General features: G+C 62.0%; 18 protein-coding genes and 1 pseudogene. 11 read left to right on the top strand and 8 right to left on the bottom strand.

Annotated elements, in window-relative coordinates; genetic code table 11:
- The 5 genes and pseudogenes from ASD54_RS27550 to ASD54_RS25830 all read left to right on the top strand — a co-directional run.
- Positions 1–349, top strand: a pseudogene (locus tag ASD54_RS27550) (hypothetical protein); the annotation flags it as partial.
- A gap of 30 nt (positions 350–379) precedes the next feature.
- Entirely contained in the window at positions 380–931 is a 552-nt protein-coding gene (locus ASD54_RS27545) for a hypothetical protein (RefSeq protein ID WP_348272056.1), read from the top strand.
- A complete protein-coding gene (locus ASD54_RS25840; RefSeq protein WP_062557467.1) occupies positions 928–1,209 on the top strand; it encodes a hypothetical protein in 282 nt (93 codons plus the stop codon). The genes ASD54_RS27545 and ASD54_RS25840 overlap by 4 nt, the downstream gene beginning before the upstream one ends.
- Positions 1,210–1,625: 416 nt before the next feature.
- Positions 1,626–2,210 carry a hypothetical protein gene (locus tag ASD54_RS25835; RefSeq protein WP_062557466.1) on the top strand — a complete coding sequence of 195 codons (585 nt, stop codon included), beginning with the start codon at positions 1,626–1,628 and terminating at the stop codon, positions 2,208–2,210.
- Between the two features lie 293 nt (positions 2,211–2,503).
- Positions 2,504–3,430 carry a zincin-like metallopeptidase domain-containing protein gene (locus ASD54_RS25830; protein WP_062557465.1) on the top strand — a complete coding sequence of 309 codons (927 nt, stop codon included), beginning with the start codon at positions 2,504–2,506 and terminating at the stop codon, positions 3,428–3,430.
- A 14-nt stretch (positions 3,431–3,444) separates the two neighbouring features.
- On the opposite strand, the gene ASD54_RS27040 is transcribed toward ASD54_RS25830, so the two are convergent.
- Positions 3,445–3,621, bottom strand: coding sequence for a hypothetical protein (locus ASD54_RS27040; RefSeq protein ID WP_200958497.1), 177 nt, complete (start codon positions 3,619–3,621; stop codon positions 3,445–3,447).
- A gap of 452 nt (positions 3,622–4,073) precedes the next feature.
- Here ASD54_RS27040 and ASD54_RS25820 point away from each other — a divergent pair, with 452 nt between their 5' ends.
- Together ASD54_RS25820 and ASD54_RS27035 are read left to right on the top strand one after the other, a co-directional pair.
- Positions 4,074–4,376, top strand: a complete 303-nt coding sequence (locus ASD54_RS25820; protein ID WP_062557463.1) for a DUF736 domain-containing protein — start codon at positions 4,074–4,076, stop codon at positions 4,374–4,376.
- A gap of 298 nt (positions 4,377–4,674) precedes the next feature.
- The gene (locus tag ASD54_RS27035; protein WP_200958496.1) at positions 4,675–4,845 is read left to right on the top strand and encodes a hypothetical protein; all 171 of its coding nucleotides are present in this window, start codon (positions 4,675–4,677) and stop codon (positions 4,843–4,845) included.
- Positions 4,846–5,295: 450 nt separating this feature from the next.
- Here the strand turns inward: ASD54_RS27035 and ASD54_RS25810 are convergent, their stop codons facing one another.
- Positions 5,296–6,315, bottom strand: a complete 1,020-nt coding sequence (locus tag ASD54_RS25810) for an IS110 family transposase (RefSeq protein WP_062557461.1) — start codon at positions 6,313–6,315, stop codon at positions 5,296–5,298.
- 222 nt (positions 6,316–6,537) lie between these two features.
- Here ASD54_RS25810 and ASD54_RS27030 point away from each other — a divergent pair, with 222 nt between their 5' ends.
- The gene (locus ASD54_RS27030) at positions 6,538–6,711 is read left to right on the top strand and encodes a hypothetical protein (RefSeq protein ID WP_200958495.1); all 174 of its coding nucleotides are present in this window, start codon (positions 6,538–6,540) and stop codon (positions 6,709–6,711) included.
- A 34-nt stretch (positions 6,712–6,745) separates the two neighbouring features.
- Here the strand turns inward: ASD54_RS27030 and ASD54_RS27375 are convergent, their stop codons facing one another.
- From ASD54_RS27375 to traC, 6 genes are all read right to left on the bottom strand, one after another.
- Positions 6,746–7,126: a thermonuclease family protein gene (locus ASD54_RS27375; RefSeq protein WP_348272055.1), complete on the bottom strand. Its 381-nt coding sequence runs from the start codon at positions 7,124–7,126 to the stop codon at positions 6,746–6,748.
- Between the two features lie 158 nt (positions 7,127–7,284).
- On the bottom strand, positions 7,285–7,620 hold the full coding sequence (locus tag ASD54_RS25800; RefSeq protein WP_082547404.1) for a WGR domain-containing protein: 336 nt from the start codon (positions 7,618–7,620) through the stop codon (positions 7,285–7,287).
- A 153-nt stretch (positions 7,621–7,773) separates the two neighbouring features.
- Positions 7,774–7,971 (bottom strand): hypothetical protein, encoded by a 198-nt coding sequence (locus ASD54_RS25795; protein WP_062557459.1) that lies wholly within the window; start codon positions 7,969–7,971, stop codon positions 7,774–7,776.
- Positions 7,972–7,999: 28 nt separating this feature from the next.
- A complete protein-coding gene (traG, locus tag ASD54_RS25790) occupies positions 8,000–9,937 on the bottom strand; it encodes a Ti-type conjugative transfer system protein TraG (protein WP_062557458.1) in 1,938 nt (645 codons plus the stop codon).
- Positions 9,924–10,139, bottom strand: coding sequence for a type IV conjugative transfer system coupling protein TraD (locus ASD54_RS25785; RefSeq protein ID WP_062557457.1), 216 nt, complete (start codon positions 10,137–10,139; stop codon positions 9,924–9,926). Before ASD54_RS25785 ends, traG begins: the two co-directional genes overlap by 14 nt.
- Positions 10,140–10,143: 4 nt before the next feature.
- A complete protein-coding gene (traC, locus tag ASD54_RS25780) occupies positions 10,144–10,455 on the bottom strand; it encodes a conjugal transfer protein TraC (RefSeq protein WP_062557483.1) in 312 nt (103 codons plus the stop codon).
- A gap of 246 nt (positions 10,456–10,701) precedes the next feature.
- Here traC and traA point away from each other — a divergent pair, with 246 nt between their 5' ends.
- Genes traA through ASD54_RS25765 form a run of 3 tightly spaced genes read left to right on the top strand, consistent with a single transcriptional unit; the run spans position 10,702 to position 15,720 of the window.
- On the top strand, positions 10,702–14,004 hold the full coding sequence (gene traA, locus ASD54_RS25775) for a Ti-type conjugative transfer relaxase TraA (protein WP_062557456.1): 3,303 nt from the start codon (positions 10,702–10,704) through the stop codon (positions 14,002–14,004).
- Positions 14,001–14,546: a conjugative transfer signal peptidase TraF gene (traF, locus tag ASD54_RS25770; RefSeq protein WP_062557455.1), complete on the top strand. Its 546-nt coding sequence runs from the start codon at positions 14,001–14,003 to the stop codon at positions 14,544–14,546. The genes traA and traF overlap by 4 nt, the downstream gene beginning before the upstream one ends.
- A gap of 4 nt (positions 14,547–14,550) precedes the next feature.
- On the top strand, positions 14,551–15,720 hold the full coding sequence (locus tag ASD54_RS25765; RefSeq protein WP_062557454.1) for a conjugal transfer protein TraB: 1,170 nt from the start codon (positions 14,551–14,553) through the stop codon (positions 15,718–15,720).

Genomic DNA, 15,720 nt, shown 5'->3' with positions numbered 1-15,720 from the left:
CCGGCTTCACCGGCGGCGCTTCTGTTTTCAGCATACAATGGAGCATCCGATGCCCACTATCATTTCACAGCAGAACGATCCGATCGCCGACGCGCGCGGTATAGAATTCGCCCTTAGTGCAGAGGGTTTTCCCGTGGCGCGCACCCGTGACCTCGTGCTTGCCATGATCACCACGCCTGCGGGCAGTTTTCTGGCAAGCGCGTGGCGCGCCAAGGGGCCTCTCTCCGTGCTCAAACGCGGTGATTTCTATGGCCATGACGGTCGCCTCGCCGACGAGGCCGCCTTCGTCGCGCGCGTCATCGAGACCGCCGAGCATCAGCGCGACCTGCACGATCTTGGCCGTGTCTAGGTCCGTATGTCCTGCAGCACGCCATGGGGCATGTCGCAGTCCGCGACGATCTATGGGCCGGGCATTGTGTGCCACACCACTGCCGGCCATGGTGGCTTTCATCTCTCTTCCGACCGAAACCTTGGCGTCCCCTGCGCTCTCCGCAACGAGACCTGCTGGTACGAAGAAGATGTCAAATGGGCGGTGGTTGCCCATGCATTTCCGGACCTGTTCACGGGATATGAGCGCCGGACGGCGGACGAAACCATCCGGCACAGCTGGCCGGAGTTCTGGGAGACCGTTCACGGCCGGACGCTTGCGCCGGGAGAGTCTCGGGCGAGGGATCGGCAGGAGTTTGAGAGCATCCATGCCGACGACTGGATCGTTTCGTCCGCGATTTTCTCGGCACACCACACCGGGATGACGGAGATCGTCGCGCGTCGCGGCACGGCGCGGACCATCGGCGAAGTCGAGCGGCGCTATCTCATAGACAGCGAGGAATATGCCCGCCGCGGTCCATTCGGCTTCGTCATCGACGAGGCACGCCACCAGCGTTACGACGGGCCGTCTTCCTTTGTCGGCTGGCCGAGGTCTGCGGCATGAGCGCGGCAGACGATCGCATCAGTGACGGCGCTCCCCGTCAGGACGTCGATCGTATCCAGCGTCAGATTTCGCATCGTGCAAAACGCTTGACCGTGACTGCGGGCGTGCTGACACGTTGGCGCAGGCGTCGTGGACGGTGGCGGACCCGCTCCAGTCGGGCATTGTGGGCGGAGCATGCGCACCGGCTTGCCTTCGAGCGGCGGGCCGACCTCGAAGCGATGAAGGAGGCGGAGACGCGCGCGGCCAGTGGCGTTTCTATCGTTGCGACCTCGTGCTGAAGCGTTGAAGCGAGTGGCCGGAGGTCGAGGCCGATTTCTTTTGGCAATCCGCGCTGGGACGACTGCCCGGTGGAAATCTCGTCGAGGTCTATGGTGGTGGTCTCAAGGCGTCGGTTTCCGCGATCCACCTGCGACCCTGGCGGACCTCCTTCGGGTTTGTCACGGTCTTAAGCCTGCTGCCGTTCGTTTCAAGGCCGCTGTCGCGCCGCGCTGCGGCCTGCCGCCCCTCCCTTCGCAAACCGTCCTCGCGTCCCGCACAGGGCTGATGCCCCGCTTGTCCGCAAGGCCATTTCGCTCTCTCAGGGCCTTCGGACCTGTGAAGCCGCCCGTCGGTCGCAGGCTTTGTTCGACCGCACCCGAGGGAGGGCCGGCAGGGAGCCGCCTCTAACCTTCAGGCAACCGACAAGGAGACCACCATGGCAAAGCCCGCAACCAATCGCACCTCAGCGCGCGTCGTCCAGCTCCGTAAAGGCGCCACCGTCGAAATGGTCCGCCTGACCTGCCCGGACAGCGCGCAAGCTCTCAAGATCGCGGAAAGCTTTGGGACCGCCGTCATCGACAGCGACGGGATCCGCGATCTCCACGAGCGTTTGATCACCGAGACGGCCGACGCCTTGAGCGAAGGCCTCGGCGAGCGCGCCATGCAGATCCACCTGCAGCGCATCGTTGGCGCCTACGTCGGCTCCGCCCATGGCGCCGGCCAGTTCTACAGCAATGCGGTCACGCAAGCGCGCGACGCGACCGCCAAGGCTGCGAACGATGCCCGTGACGAGGATCTCGACGGCCCGGTCGGCTACGATAGCGCCGCCCATCGCAAGCGGGAGTTTGCCGCCGACATGGGCATCCAGGCCCACGCATTGCGCATGGCGGCCGAAGGTGCCGTCGCAGCCTACAAGCAAATCGTCGGCGAAGCCTGGAAGCCCTTCGATCGTCCGGTCGAAAACCCCGGCCAGTCCGTCGATCGCAAAGCCGCAGCAGCCCAGATGTTAGCCTTCGACTGATACCATCACGGCGGGGTCCGCCCCGCCACACCTAGTTTCAGGCCGTCCCTCCGAGGGCGGCCTTTTTCCATGTCGGCATTCCCCAAGGGAAAGGCAGGAAAGCGCTTTCGAGCCGGCCGACGCGGCCCGTCTTTGGCGTCGGACCTGCAGGAGCCGCCGTCACCCCGCAACGGCTTCGCCGTCCTCCACTTCCGTTTCGGCCGTTCCGGTGCGGGATATCGGCTTTTGGCTCCTGCCTCTGGCCTCCGCGACGGGCCGCAATCGGCGCGGCTCGGATTGAGTGGAGATGGAAAATGACAGCCAGGACAGAGAAGCAGCGGGCGGACATCTATACCCGCATCACTGATAAAATCATTGAGGACCTTGCAAGTGGCGTGCGCCCCTGGATGAAACCCTGGAGTGCCGCAAACACGGACGGGCGCATCAGCCGACCGCTCCGGCATAATGGCCAGCCCTATTCCGGCATGAACGTGCTTCTTCTCTGGTCGGAGCAGATGTCGCGGGGATTCACCTCGTCGATGTGGATGACGTTCAAGCAGGCCATTGAACTCGGAGCGGCCGTGCGCAAGGGCGAGACCGGGTCGAGCGTTGTCTTCGCCAGCCGTTTCACCAAATCGCAAAGCGATGGAAACGGCGGCGAGGTCGACCGGGAAATCCCGTTCCTCAAAGCCTATTCGGTATTCAACGTCGAGCAGATCGATGGCCTGCCCGACCATTACTACCAACGGCCCGCGACGGTGCTCGATCCGGTCGCCCGCATCGAGCATGCGGACCGCTTTTTCCGCAATACCGGCGCGGTGGTCCGTCATGGCGGCAACCAGGCCTATTATTCGCCGGTGATGGACTATATCCAGATGCCGCCCTTCGAAAGTTTCCGGGATGCAGCCGGATACGTGGCGACCCTCAGCCATGAAGCCACCCACTGGACTGCGGCGGAACACCGGGTCGGCCGGAATCTGTCACGCTATGCCAAGGATCGCAGCGAACGGGCGCGCGAGGAACTCGTGGCAGAACTCGGAAGCTGCTTCCTCTGCGCCGATCTGGGCATTGCGCCGGAGCTGGAACCCCGGCCCGATCATGCCTCTTACTTGCAGTCTTGGCTTACCGTTCTTGCCGATGACAAGCGGGCGATCTTCCAGGCGGCGGCACATGCGCAACGGGCCGTGGCGTTCCTGCACGGTTTGCAGCCGGAAACGGCGGACGTCCGGGACGCGGCTTGATATCCAGGAGAAGTCTAAACCCGGTCGCCGCTCTCGGCGGTGGCCGGCTCCGTCACCGGGATTGGCGGGACGGCATGGTCTTCACCGATCGTCAGATCGATCAACCCCCAGATCGACGGCTTCGGGGTGCCGGGTTTCAGCTTTCGGGATGGCTTGATTTCGACGACAAATGGCTTGGTCTGCTTTGGCATTGTTCCTCCAGGCGACGAATCGCAAGGCAACTCTATCGCGATAGACGGGTGTCGCAAGCGGACCGTGGCCGAGCGCCATATGAAGTGTGTGGTAATCCTCGTCATGCCCAGCCACTTGCGGAACGCCGATACTGCCATTCAAGCGGGGGCAAGCACGTGCGGGCCGCCAAAGTCATATTCCCTTGCCTGAATTCTCGTGGCTCCAGGTGCGGGCTCGATGGGACAGGTCTGACCGGGGATCGGCTGCGCCTCGCTCGTTATCCCGCAACGGCGTTCCGAAACTTTCTTCCCCTGTCGGCTCCGCCGCCATTCCTCGCGGGGCAAGAAAGTGTCTCCGCGCCGCCCTCCACGCTGTTTCGGCCTTGTGAGGTGCGGTCCGATCGTCCCCGGCCTTTGCGACTGCCATCGAGGCCGCACTGGAGCGGCCCGATTGAGCAAAAGGGAATATCGACATGGCTACCATCGGCACTTTCACCACCACCGGAAACGGCTTCACCGGCTCCATCCGCACACTCGCCCTCAACGTCAAGGCCCGCATCGCCCGCGTCGAAAACCCTTCGGACAAGGGACCGCAGTTCCGCATCTTCGCCGGGAGCGTTGAACTGGGTGCGGCCTGGCAGAAGCGCTCCGAACAGGACCGCGACTACCTCTCGGTCAAGCTCGACGATCCGAGCTTCCCCTCCCCGATCTACGCGACGCTGACAGAGGTCGAAGGCGAATACCAGCTGATCTGGTCCCGCCCCAACCGCGACTGAGACGATCCAGGCCCCGCCCGAAAAGGCGGGGCTCTCCTCTTGTCCCCAGTGGGAAGCCGGCGACGGGCATCGAGCCCGTCGCCGGCTTTTTGATCCCATACGAGAGGTTAGGATAGCTGCTCAGATCTAGGCATAGTGCCGCTCGGGAATACCGGCCTCAAGGATGAGCGGTTCCCCCAAAATGCTGCGCATTTCGGCGCCCCCACTCCCCGGCGCTGCCGGTCGCTTTCGCGATCCTGGACCCCGCCATCCCCTCTCGGCCTCCGTCGTCGTCTTTCACACTCAAGGAGATCAGACGATGACCTACGCCCTGGAAATCCAAATCGAGGAACTACGCGCCGAGCTTCGGAACGCATGCGACGTCGGCGAGCGCCGCGAGATAGAAGCCGAACTCGAATGCGCTCAGGCCGAACTGGCCGTCCTGGTGGCCGAGCAGGACGGCCGCCTCGAAGCGGAGCCGCCGTTTTAAGCGGTCGCCTTCAAATCATCTCTCATGTTTCGCGCCTGCGGACGTGTTCATCCGCTTGGCTCAATCACCGACGCTGCATGTCTCCTTGCCGACAGAGGCTATCGACATCGGGGATGTTCCAGGCCGGTCGTCGGGCAGCAACCCGTCGTCGCCAGAGTTTTCCCCGGCACTGAAGCGCCTCCTCGCGAGACATATGTGGACACCCCCCTCGTCAAGCCTTTTCACAATCACAAATCCCGGCAGGCTGCTTCCATATGTTCGGCCTTTGATGGTCGGCTTATCGCCGTAGGCCCTGATGAAGTCCGCAGATCATGGGTTCCTATCAAAATTGCGCATACAGACTATGCAGTTTCGCGAACGGATTCTCCCTGATCTCCGGCGACGCCGGTATTCATCAAGATTGTGTGCAGGCCCTCCGAACTTGATCGACGACTAATGCGCCGTGTTTCCTTAAGCTATCGCACGGCGGTAAACCGTGTTGTGAGCCATCACAGCCCAGGCCATTCGAGCCATCTTGTTCGCCAAAGCGACGGAAGTCAGTCGTGGTGATTTGGATTGCAATAGCTTTCTGACCCATTCCATCAGCGGGCTACCGCCCTTCTGCCGAGCGTATCGAATGACCGCTGTGGCGCCGACGACCAACAATGTTCGGAGATAACGGTCGCCAGCCTTCGTAATCCGCCCGAGCCTTTCTTTCCCGCCCGAGGAGTTCGACCGAGGCGTCAGACCTAGCCAGGCGGCCAACTGTCTCCCAGATTTGAACGCGGACGGATCACTGATCGTTGCTGCCAGAGCGGTCGCGGTAATGATGCCGATGCCAGGGATCGTAGCAAGTCTGCGACTGGTGGGACTGTTTCGATGCCATGCCTTGATCTTCGCTTCAAGGATACGGACCTCATCGGTCAAGCAACCAATCTGCTTCACCAAGGATGCAACGACGTCGTAGACGAGCTCAGGGAGATCTCGCCGCTCGGTAAATACACGCTGGACCAGGTCCGCTACTCTCTCAAGGCCCACAGGTGCGACTATACCGAGTTCGGCCAAGTGTGCACGAAGTGCATTCACAAGCATCGTTCTCTGCCGAACCATGAGAGCTCTTGAGCGGTGAACCATGAGTATGGATTGCTGCTGTGAGCTTTTCACCGGGACGAACCGCATGGTGGGCCGGGTTACCGCCTCGCAGATGGCCTCGGCGTCAACGGCATCATTTTTCCCCCGTTTGACATAGGGCTTCACATAAGCTGGGACCATTAATTTCACATCATGGCCAATCGCCATTAACTCACGCGCCCAATGGTGTGCGGCCGAGCATGCCTCCATACCAATGAGGCTTGGTTCGATTTTCTGGAAGAAAGTCAGAAACTGCCCTCGACGAAGCTTTTGCTGGAAAACGATTACACCAGCCGCGTCGACGGCGTGCACCTGGAAGACATTCTTGGCGAGATCGACCCCGAAAGTAAGCTGACGCATAGGATGCACCTTTCCCATCACCGGTTGCCTTCGACCAGCATCGGCCGAAGTGGCGGGGGTGTCCACACCATCAAAACTCAGGCGCCGCCAGGTCCTCCGCTTTGCTGCGGCCTATCGCGCCTTCCCATTGCGCATGCGCAACAGGGGCCCACGGTGCAGCCCTCCTTGTCTCGGCCCGCGGCCTATCCCCGCGATATCCGCAATCGACAAGGAGAAATCACAATGCAACGTCTAGCGCAATTCCTCGCAGCCACCGGCCGTCAGCTTCGTAACCTCGGCAAGGTCATCTGTCACTTCTTCCGCAAAGGCAAGCTCGGCCTGAAGCTCGCGATCAAGATCCCGTTCTTCATCGAAATCGAGATTTCGTTCGAACGCGACGGTGCGCGCCGACGCTGATGTCATCACTGACTGGCTCGCTTCGACGGGCCAGTCAGCGCCACGGTTGCCGCCGACCTGACCAGGTCCGCGCCAAGCCCTCCGATACCAGGATATCGCCGAGGCTCTTTCCATTGCGAATAAGGATCCGGAGCTTGCGGCCATATCGATCTTCGTCATGGCCCGGCCACGCATGGAGTTCAAATGGCGCCTGATTGACCAGCTCGATCAGCCGGCTGGTGGCGCGCTGTCCCAGTCCCAGCTCGGACGCGCATTTCGGCTCGCTGACCTCAGGGGTATCGATATCGGCGATACGGATTTTTGCGCCTCTGATCCAGAGCGTATCTCCGTCGACGACACAGGTCGTCCGGTTGCCACCCTCACATTTGCGGAAGGTAGCCTTCGCGACTTTTGTCCCTGTGAGCGTTTCGGCCACCGCAGTTCCAGCCGGGATTGTCGGAACGGTTATCGACGCGATGGCGACGGCAATAACGGACCTTGCGATGTTGTGTCTGTATCGGCTTTGAGTGTCTCTCTTGCTGCGCTTAAATACCATGCTGCCCGTTCAACTATGCTCGAGGTTACCGCCGGATATCATCGATTGGCGTTCGCCGAACTGCTGATCGATATCGGTCTGGTCGAATATCCCCGCTGGCGTTTCTGCCGCACAAGATCGAGGAAGAGCTCGACCGCTTCCTTCTCCTGCGCAAAATGATGAACCTTCATCTGGCCCTTGCTCCCGATGCGTCCCCACCGACGGGTCAAGCAGGTATCACCGAATAATGTTGGTTCAATCGAGACGGCATAGAACCGCGCCATGTTTCGGTGAGGCTCGGTGCGCTCGACATAGAGGTGATAGGGTTGGGCGATCATGATGCCAGAATCTGTGATTTTGGTTTCGCCGTCCAACGAGAGATATGAATCGGTCATCCCGGATCGATTCAATCTCGTGAAGTGTTGGCGATGCAGGATGGGGGCGGTCCGCCTGCGGCGTGCGGCTCTATTCGCATCCGCGAACGAAGCCCAGAACTGGTCTTCGCCGATCCCGGTAACGATCCTCCCGCAAGGGCGTGCAGCCATCGATCAGTATCCGAGATAGCCGAGAATATCGCCGCCGTAATATTCCCCATGCTCATCCACGTGGGCGATAACATCACCGCTCTCCTGGTCGATAAGTGCGGCATCTGCTTCACGCTTGACAGCGACGATCTGATGCCTGCGGCATTCCGCGATCGCTTCTGCCACCGTTACCTGTGCCTCACACGCTTCCCAGTATCGCATCGGCCCCATCCTTCCCGTCCGAATGCTCTCACGTTTCGGCTTCAGCGGGCCTCTGTTTCGTGTGGAAACGGTTCTCGCCGACGCACGCCGTCATGTCGGATCGGCGGAACCAGATCGCGCGGCCGCATCGGAGCGGCGGATTGCCTGACGTGAACACGATCTGCTCATCGCCGCGCATCTGCATGACCTCATAGGGCAGGATCAACGGCCGACGGCTGAGCTGCTTCGATCGCGATCGCGACGATCCGCGCGACTGGCTGGTGCGGCTGACCTGGTCGACTTCGATCGTTGTCTCGCCACAGCGCCGCGACAAATAGTCGGCCGTTTCCGGATCGTTGATCGCGGCAAAGGAAATCCAGGACGCGGATTCGAACCATTTCGAGCTGGCGTCGCGGCCACCGTAGGCTTCGCGCATTTGGCCGATCGACTGGAAGATCAACGTCAGGCTGATCCCATACTTGCGACCGGCATCCCGCGCCGTTTCCAGAATGCGCAGAAACCCCAGCCGCGCCACTTCGTCGAGGAGGAAGAGTGTCCGCCCCGCCGTCTTGCCATTGCGATTGTAGAGGCCGTTCAGGAACGAGCCGATGACGACGCGGGCAAGACCGGGATGGGCTTCCAGAACCTTGAGGTCCAGCGCGATAAAGATGTCGGTCTCGCCTTTGGCGAGCTCGGAGGTCGTGAAGCTGGTGCCGGACACCAGCGCCGCATAGTTTGGATAGGACAGCCAGTGGGTTTCCTTGACGGCATTGGCATAGACACCGGAAAACGTCTCCGGCGTCATGTTGACGAAGACCGCCACGTTCTCCTTGACGAAATCCGACTCCGACCCTTCGTAGATGCGGGTCAGCCGCTCGCGCAGTTTCGGCTCCGGCTCGGAGAGATTGGCGCGCACCTGCCGCAGCGTCTGATCTTTTTCGTCGGTATTGCCGGACAGGCAGACGTCGGCGATCAGCGCCGTCAAAAGCTGCATGGCCGAAGCGCGGAAAAAGTCGTCACGCGCCGAAGCGGCCCGGGCATTGTCGGTCATGATCCAGGTGGCGACTGCCACGATATCCTCTTCCTTCGTCGCGCCGAAACGGCCGATCCAGTCGAGCGCATTGAAGCCGATCGCCGGCGTTTCCGGATCGAGTACGATCACCTTGCGCCCGGCTTTGCGGCGATGGTCGACGACCATTGGCGCAACCTCGCTCGATGGATCGAGGACGACGAGACTGCCGCCCCATTTGAGCGCGGTCGGTACGGTGACCGAGGTCGTCTTGAAGCCGCCGGAGCCGGCGAAGACGATGCCATGCGACGATCCGAACGAGCCGTCGAAGCAGAGCAGCGGCGACTTGCCACCTGCGCCCCAGGTCTCGGCCGTGTCGGCCCGAAATGCGGTCTCGGACACGCTGTCGCGATCGACGCGGTAGCGCTCGCCGATGACGATGCCGCCGCTATCCGGAAACAGCTTCGCTGCCTCCGTCATGCTCATCCAGTCGGCGTCGCCATGGACTGCGCGTTTGCCCCGAACGCGCCGCGGCTCTGGTCTGGCAAAGGCTGCGTTGCCATTGATGGCCACACGCATCGCGAAAACACCGGACAGGATCGCAGCCGCCGCGCCAATGCCTGTCGATGGATCGGCATAGACGAGAACAGATTGTCCAGCAGGTACACTCCCTGCAAGACCGGCCAGACGTATCGTCTCACGCACGACCGCGACCAGAATAACGGCCACGCTTCCGGCGACGACGCTCCATCCGGCCGTCTTGATCTGCGCCGAACCATTGGCGGCAAACAGCGCCATCACGCCGATCCCGGCGGCGACGGCATAGGGGAGCGCCAGGCCGATGCGCCCGAGCATCAGCTTCGCCTGCGCCGTCTTTCCGAAGGCGGCGAGCCATTGCTCGATGCCAGGAATGGCCACGACCGCGGCGACCATGAGTGAGACCGGGATGACCGCCAGTGCTATCCTATTCGCTGCCATCGCCGAACGCCTCCGCGCCGATGGTCAGCAAACGCTCTCGCTCCCTCTCGTCGCCGCGCATGCGGGCCGCCGCATCGATCAGCAGTCCAAGCAGCAGCGCCCGCTTCTCGTAGCGCAGACCTGCCTTGACGATCAGGCCGCCAAGCTCGATTTTTTCCCGCGCGTCCTTCTTGCGCGCCTCCGTCGTCATCGCCTTCGCCATCCGCTCAACCCTCGCCAGCATTGCCCTGAGCCGGGCCAGCTTCGACCGTTGCGGACTGGCTGCCAGTGGAACTGCTTGCCCCACCCCCTGCCTCTGGCCTCTCCTTCCCGATCGTCCTTCCCTTGTCCCCTCCGCGAAACCGTTTCGCCACGTCCTCGAACGCCGCCTGCAGCTCCATCTCGTCGATCTCGATTTCGCCAAGACCAGCTTTTAGCGCGATCCGGCCAATGCGCTCGGCGTCCCGTGTTTCCGCCTGCTTCAGCTCTTCCTGTAGGCGTGCGAGCTTTTCGCGTATCTGCGATGTCGATTTTCTCATTCCGATTGCCACTCCTTGGGATGTCTGGTGTTGTGTCAGCGGCACCAGACTCCTCCAAAAGGGCCGTCAGGCCAATGTGCAGATCTGCATATCGGCAAGACGCAAGCCTTCCGGCATGATCCCGCCGCTCGGATAGAGCGGATCCAAGGGCGCAATTATACGTCGCGGTTGCGACGTGGCGTTTGCCACTCTGGCGGGGCCGCTATCCGGGTGAACCGAGGTTCAAACGGGAAGGAATTGAGTGCCGTGGCCATCGCCCATTTCTCCGTCAGCATTGTCAGCCGCGGCGAAGGCCGTAGCGCCGTGCTGTCGGCGGCCTACAGGCACTGCGCTAAAATGGACTATCAGCGCGAAGCCCGCAGCATCGACTACACGCGCAAGCAAGGGCTGCTGCATGAGGAGTTTACGCTGCCGGCCGATGCGCCGGACTGGGCCAAACGTCTGATTGCCGATCGCTCGATATCAGGTGCGTCGGAAGCGTTCTGGAACAGGGTCGAGGCTTTCGAGAAACGCAGCGATGCGCAGCTCGCCAAGGACCTGACGATCGCTCTGCCGCTGGAGCTGACGACTGAGCAGAACATCGCGCTGGTGCGAGATTTCGTCGACAAGCATGTGCTCGCCAAGGGCATGGTGGCCGACTGGGTCTATCACGATAATCCCGGCAATCCGCACATCCACCTGATGACAACATTGCGGCCGCTGACCGAGGGCGGTTTCGGGGCAAAGAAGGTCGCGGTCCTGAGCGAAGATGGGCGCCCGCTCAAGACCAAAGCAGGCAAGCAGGTCTACGAACTCTGGGCTGGTGGCACGCCTGAATTCAATGCGCTGCGCGACGGTTGGTTCGAGCGTCAGAACCATCACCTGGCGATGAATGGGGTCTCGCTACGCGTCGATGGTCGCTCCTACGAGAAGCAGGGCATTGCGCTTGAGCCGACCATTCACCTGGGCGTTGGCGCCAAGGCAATCGAGCGGAAGGCGGCGATCCACGGTGCGGTCCCGGAACTCGAGCGGCTTGAGCTCAACGGTCAGCGCCGCGCGGAAAACACCCGCCGCGTCCTGCGCAATCCGGGCCTGGTGCTGGACATGATCACGCGGGAGAAAAGCGTTTTCGATGTGCGCGATGTCGGCAAGGTGCTGCACCGCTATGTCGATGATCCCAGCATCTTCCAGCAGCTGATGGCCCGGATCCTGCAGCATGCCGAGGTGCTGCGGCTGCAACGCGACACGATCGACTTTGCCACCGGCGAATGGGTGCCGGCGCGCTACACGACGCGGGCGATGATCGCGCTCGAAGCGGAGATGGCCAATCGCGCCTTGTGGCTGGCACGACAGCCCTCGCACGCGGTGAAACCGGCCGTGCTGCAATCGACCTTCGCTCGTCATCAGCGCCTGTCCGACGAGCAGAAAACCGCGATCGAACATATCACCGGTTTGGCACGGATCGGGGCGATCGTGGGCCGTGCCGGCGCCGGCAAGACGACGATGATGAAGGCGGCGCGCGAAGCCTGGGAAGCAGCAGGTTATCACGTGGTCGGTGCGGCGCTTGCCGGCAAGGCGGCGGAGGGATTGGAGAAGGAAGCCGGCATCAAGAGCCGCACGCTATCGTCCTGGGAGCTGCGCTGGCAGCGTGGCCAAGATGGCATTGACGGGAAGACCGTCTTCGTCATCGACGAGGCCGGCATGGTCGCCTCGAAGCAGATGGCCGGTTTCGTCGAAGCTGTTGTCAGGGCCGGTGCCAAACTGGTGCTTGTTGGCGATCCCGACCAGCTGCAGCCGATCGAGGCGGGGGCATCCTTCCGGGCGATTGCCGATCGTATCGGTTATGCCGAGCTTGAAACAATATATCGCCAGCGTGAAGAGTGGATGCGGGCGGCCTCGCTCGATCTGGCGCGCGGCAATGTCGGTGCAGCGCTTGCCGCCTATGGCGCCGAGGATCGGGTGCACGGTTCGAAGCTGAAGGCCGAAGCCGTCGAGCAACTGATCTCTGACTGGAACCGCGACTACGATCCGACCAAGACAACACTGATGCTCGCCCACCTTCGCCGTGACGTGCGTATGCTAAACGACATGGCGCGCGCAAAACTGATCGAGCGCGGGATCATAGGTGACGGTCATAGCTTCCGAACAGCCGAAGGTGAACGCCGTTTCGACGCCGGTGACCAAATCGTCTTCCTGAAAAACGACACTGCCCTCGGCGTCAAGAATGGCATGCTCGGCAAGGTGGTCGAGGCAGCACAAAACCGCGTCGTGATCACGGTGGGTGAAGGCGAGCATCTGCGACAGGTTTCGGTCGAACAGCGTAGCTATAACAATCTCGATCATGGCTATGCCACGACGATCCACAAGAGCCAGGGCGCCACGGTCGACCGCGTCAAGGTGCTGGCGTCGCTCTCGCTCGATCGGCATCTCACTTACGTCGCCATGACCCGCCATCGCGAGGATCTGCAGCTCTACTACGGCACTCGCTCCTTCGGCTTCAATGGCGGGCTGGAGAAGGTCCTGTCGCGCCGCAATGCCAAGGAAACGACGCTCGACTACCGGCATGGTGGGCTTTACCGGCAGGCACTGTCCTTCGCCGAAAACCGCGGACTGCATCTGGTCCAGGTCGCCCGTACGCTGGTGCGCGACCGGCTCGACTGGACGCTGCGGCAGAGGGAAAAACTGGCTGGACTTGGCCAACAGCTACGCGCTGTCGGCGAACGCCTCGGTCTTCTGCAATCCGCTATTCATAAACAGAAGAAGGAACTCGCGCCCATGGTCGCCGGCGTCAAACAGTTTGCTTTCTCCGTCAACGATACGATCGATCAGAAGCTGGGCAATGACCCGGCACTGAAGCAGCAATGGGATGAGGTCTCGACGCGCTTCCGCTATGTCTTCGCCGATCCCGAGACCGCGTTCCGGGCGATGAACTTCGATGCGGTCCTGACCGACCGGCAGACCGCCAACCAGGTCCTACATAGATTAGTCGACAATCCCGGCACGATCGGCGCGTTGAACGGCAAGACCGGATTGCTGGCAGGCAGGTCGGAGAAGGAAGCGCGGCGGGTTGCAGAGGTCAACCTACCGGCCCTGAAGCGCGACATCGAGCATTATCTGACCATGCGCGAGACGGCACGGGCCCGGATCGAGGGCGAGGAGAAGAGCCTGCGCCAGCGCGTGTCGATCGATATTCCGGCCCTCTCACCGGAAGCGCGCAACGTGCTGGAGCGCGTTCGCGACGCAATCGATCGCAACGATCTTCCGGCGGCGCTCGGCTATGCGATCAGCAACCGTGAGGCAAAGCTCGAAATCGACGGGTTCAACAAGGCGGTCTCCGAGCGGTTCGGTGAGCCTACCATGCTGGCGAATGCCGCCCGAAAACCCGAAGGACCGCTGTTCGAGAAAATGGCATTCGGTCTGCAGCCCGCGCAAAAGGAAAACCTGAAGGAGGCCTGGCCGGTGATGCGGGCCGGACAGCAACTGGCAGCGCATGAGCGCACGACCGCGACGCTTAAACAGGTCGAGGTTCTCAGGCTGTCGCAACGCCAGACGCCGAGCCTCAAGCAATGACACAGCGAGGCAAAACGCGGCGGCGCGTGGTCACGATTCTAGGTGTATCGGTGTTTGTGGTTGGAGCGCTCTCCGCGACAGCGATGCTCGGTGGCTACAGACTGAATCTGACGCCAAGCGAACCGCTTGGCCTTTGGCGGATCGAAGAAACAGACAGGGCTGTGACAACAGGCGATCTCGTCTTCATCTGCCCACCACAGACGCCATTGTTCGCGGAAGCGCGCCGCCGTCTCTATCTCGCACGCGGCCTTTGCGCGGGCAGCGTTGCGCCGCTGATCAAAATCGTCGCCGGCCTGCCCGGCCAGCATGTCCAGATCGTCGAGAACGTCATGATCGATGGGAGACCAGTTCCCTCATCGGCAGTGAACCAAATCGATGGCGCCGGGCGGCTGCTCGAACCCTATGCCGGCGGCGTCGTCCCGCCGGGCATGCTCTATCTCCACTCTCCTTTCAAGAGTTCCTATGACTCCCGATATTTTGGGCCCGTCCCCGCAAGCGGAATGCTCGGACTTGCCCGACCGATCCTCACATTCGATCCATGACCGGATGCGTTCGGCTGTGCTAATCGCCATCTCGGTTGCCGTTGGTGCGATCGGCTGGAGCGGCACTGTGCTAGCGCTGCCCGTCGCCATGTTGTTTCCGGTGCTCTGGGCGATGGCGCCGTCGCGCTTGGTCGCAGCGCTTATCTCGCTCGGCTATTTTCTCGCCGCATCGCGCGGTCTGCCCCAAGGGGTCGCCAACTTCTACTCCGCCGATCTGTGGCCCGGCCTCCTGCTGTGGCTGGTAGCTTCAGCGTCCTTCGTCATCGTGCATGCTGCCCTTTGGACGCCGCGGCCGGGGCAAGCGCGGGCCGGACGATATCTCTTGGCGACCGCCTTAATGGCACTACCGCCGTTTGGCATCACCGGCTGGGCCCAGCCGATCACCGCGGCGGGTGTTCTGTTTCCGAGATGGGGATGGTGGGGATTGGCGGCAACTGCTGCCGGCCTGGCGACGATGACATCGCGCTTCTGGCCGGCAGCAGTCCTGGTCATGCTGAGCGTGTGGCTCTGGTCCGCCGCATTCTGGACAGAACCGACGTTACCGGAGGGGTGGACAGGCGTCGATCTGGAATTCGGTGAGACACTGGGTCGGGACGCATCATTGGAGCGTCAGCGAGTCCTGATTGCAACAGTTCTGGAGAGAGCGCAAATCAGGGATGTCAGAACCCTTGTGCTACCTGAGAGCGCCCTCGGTTTCTGGACGCCGACCGTTGAGCGCCTGTGGCGCGACGCGCTGCACGGTCGGGATCTGACCGTCATCTCCGGCGCTGCCGTCCTCGATGGCAAAGGCTATGACAATGTGCTGGTAGCGATCTCGGCGACAAATGCCGAAATCCTCTACCGGGAGCGGATGCCGGTGCCCGGATCGATGTGGCAGCCGTGGCGGATGCTGATCGGCCAGCCTGGCGGTGCGCGAGCGCATTTCTTTGGCAATCCGCTCGTCGCGGTTGGAGAGACCAAAATCGCCCCGCTGATCTGCTACGAGCAGCTCATCGTCTGGCCGGTCCTGCAGTCGATGCTGCATTCACCTGACATCATCGTTGCGGCTGGCAACGGCTGGTGGACATCGGGCACCGCGATCGTCGCGATCCAGCAGGCCAGCACAGTCGCTTGGGGCAGGCTGTTCGACTTGCCGCTGGTTAGCGCCGTCAACGTCCAGGCCAAAGGAGACTGA

Origin of the sequence: Rhizobium sp. Root149 (assembly GCF_001427345.1) — a bacterium.
Taxonomy (GTDB): domain Bacteria; phylum Pseudomonadota; class Alphaproteobacteria; order Rhizobiales; family Rhizobiaceae; genus Neorhizobium; species Neorhizobium rhizoryzae.
The sequence above is the reverse complement of the archived record's forward strand: the minus strand, read 5'-3'. Positions and strand labels throughout refer to the sequence as shown.

Bases quoted from the DNA above. Each gene is read 5' to 3' on its own strand.
- ASD54_RS27545 (WP_348272056.1), top strand. From the start codon at position 380: ATGTCGCAGTCCGCGACGATCTATGGGCCGGGCATTGTGTGCCACACC.
- ASD54_RS25840 (WP_062557467.1), top strand. From the start codon at position 928: ATGAGCGCGGCAGACGATCGCATCAGTGACGGCGCTCCCCGTCAGGAC.
- ASD54_RS25835 (WP_062557466.1), top strand. From the start codon at position 1,626: ATGGCAAAGCCCGCAACCAATCGCACCTCAGCGCGCGTCGTCCAGCTC.
- ASD54_RS25830 (WP_062557465.1), top strand. From the start codon at position 2,504: ATGACAGCCAGGACAGAGAAGCAGCGGGCGGACATCTATACCCGCATC.
- ASD54_RS27040 (WP_200958497.1), bottom strand. From the start codon at position 3,621: ATGCCAAAGCAGACCAAGCCATTTGTCGTCGAAATCAAGCCATCCCGA.
- ASD54_RS25820 (WP_062557463.1), top strand. From the start codon at position 4,074: ATGGCTACCATCGGCACTTTCACCACCACCGGAAACGGCTTCACCGGC.
- ASD54_RS27035 (WP_200958496.1), top strand. From the start codon at position 4,675: ATGACCTACGCCCTGGAAATCCAAATCGAGGAACTACGCGCCGAGCTT.
- ASD54_RS25810 (WP_062557461.1), bottom strand. From the start codon at position 6,315: ATGCGTCAGCTTACTTTCGGGGTCGATCTCGCCAAGAATGTCTTCCAG.
- ASD54_RS27030 (WP_200958495.1), top strand. From the start codon at position 6,538: ATGCAACGTCTAGCGCAATTCCTCGCAGCCACCGGCCGTCAGCTTCGT.
- ASD54_RS25800 (WP_082547404.1), bottom strand. From the start codon at position 7,620: ATGACCGATTCATATCTCTCGTTGGACGGCGAAACCAAAATCACAGAT.
- ASD54_RS25795 (WP_062557459.1), bottom strand. From the start codon at position 7,971: ATGCGATACTGGGAAGCGTGTGAGGCACAGGTAACGGTGGCAGAAGCG.
- traG (WP_062557458.1), bottom strand. From the start codon at position 9,937: ATGGCAGCGAATAGGATAGCACTGGCGGTCATCCCGGTCTCACTCATG.
- ASD54_RS25785 (WP_062557457.1), bottom strand. From the start codon at position 10,139: ATGGCGAAGGCGATGACGACGGAGGCGCGCAAGAAGGACGCGCGGGAA.
- traC (WP_062557483.1), bottom strand. From the start codon at position 10,455: ATGAGAAAATCGACATCGCAGATACGCGAAAAGCTCGCACGCCTACAG.
- traF (WP_062557455.1), top strand. From the start codon at position 14,001: ATGACACAGCGAGGCAAAACGCGGCGGCGCGTGGTCACGATTCTAGGT.
- ASD54_RS25765 (WP_062557454.1), top strand. From the start codon at position 14,551: ATGCGTTCGGCTGTGCTAATCGCCATCTCGGTTGCCGTTGGTGCGATC.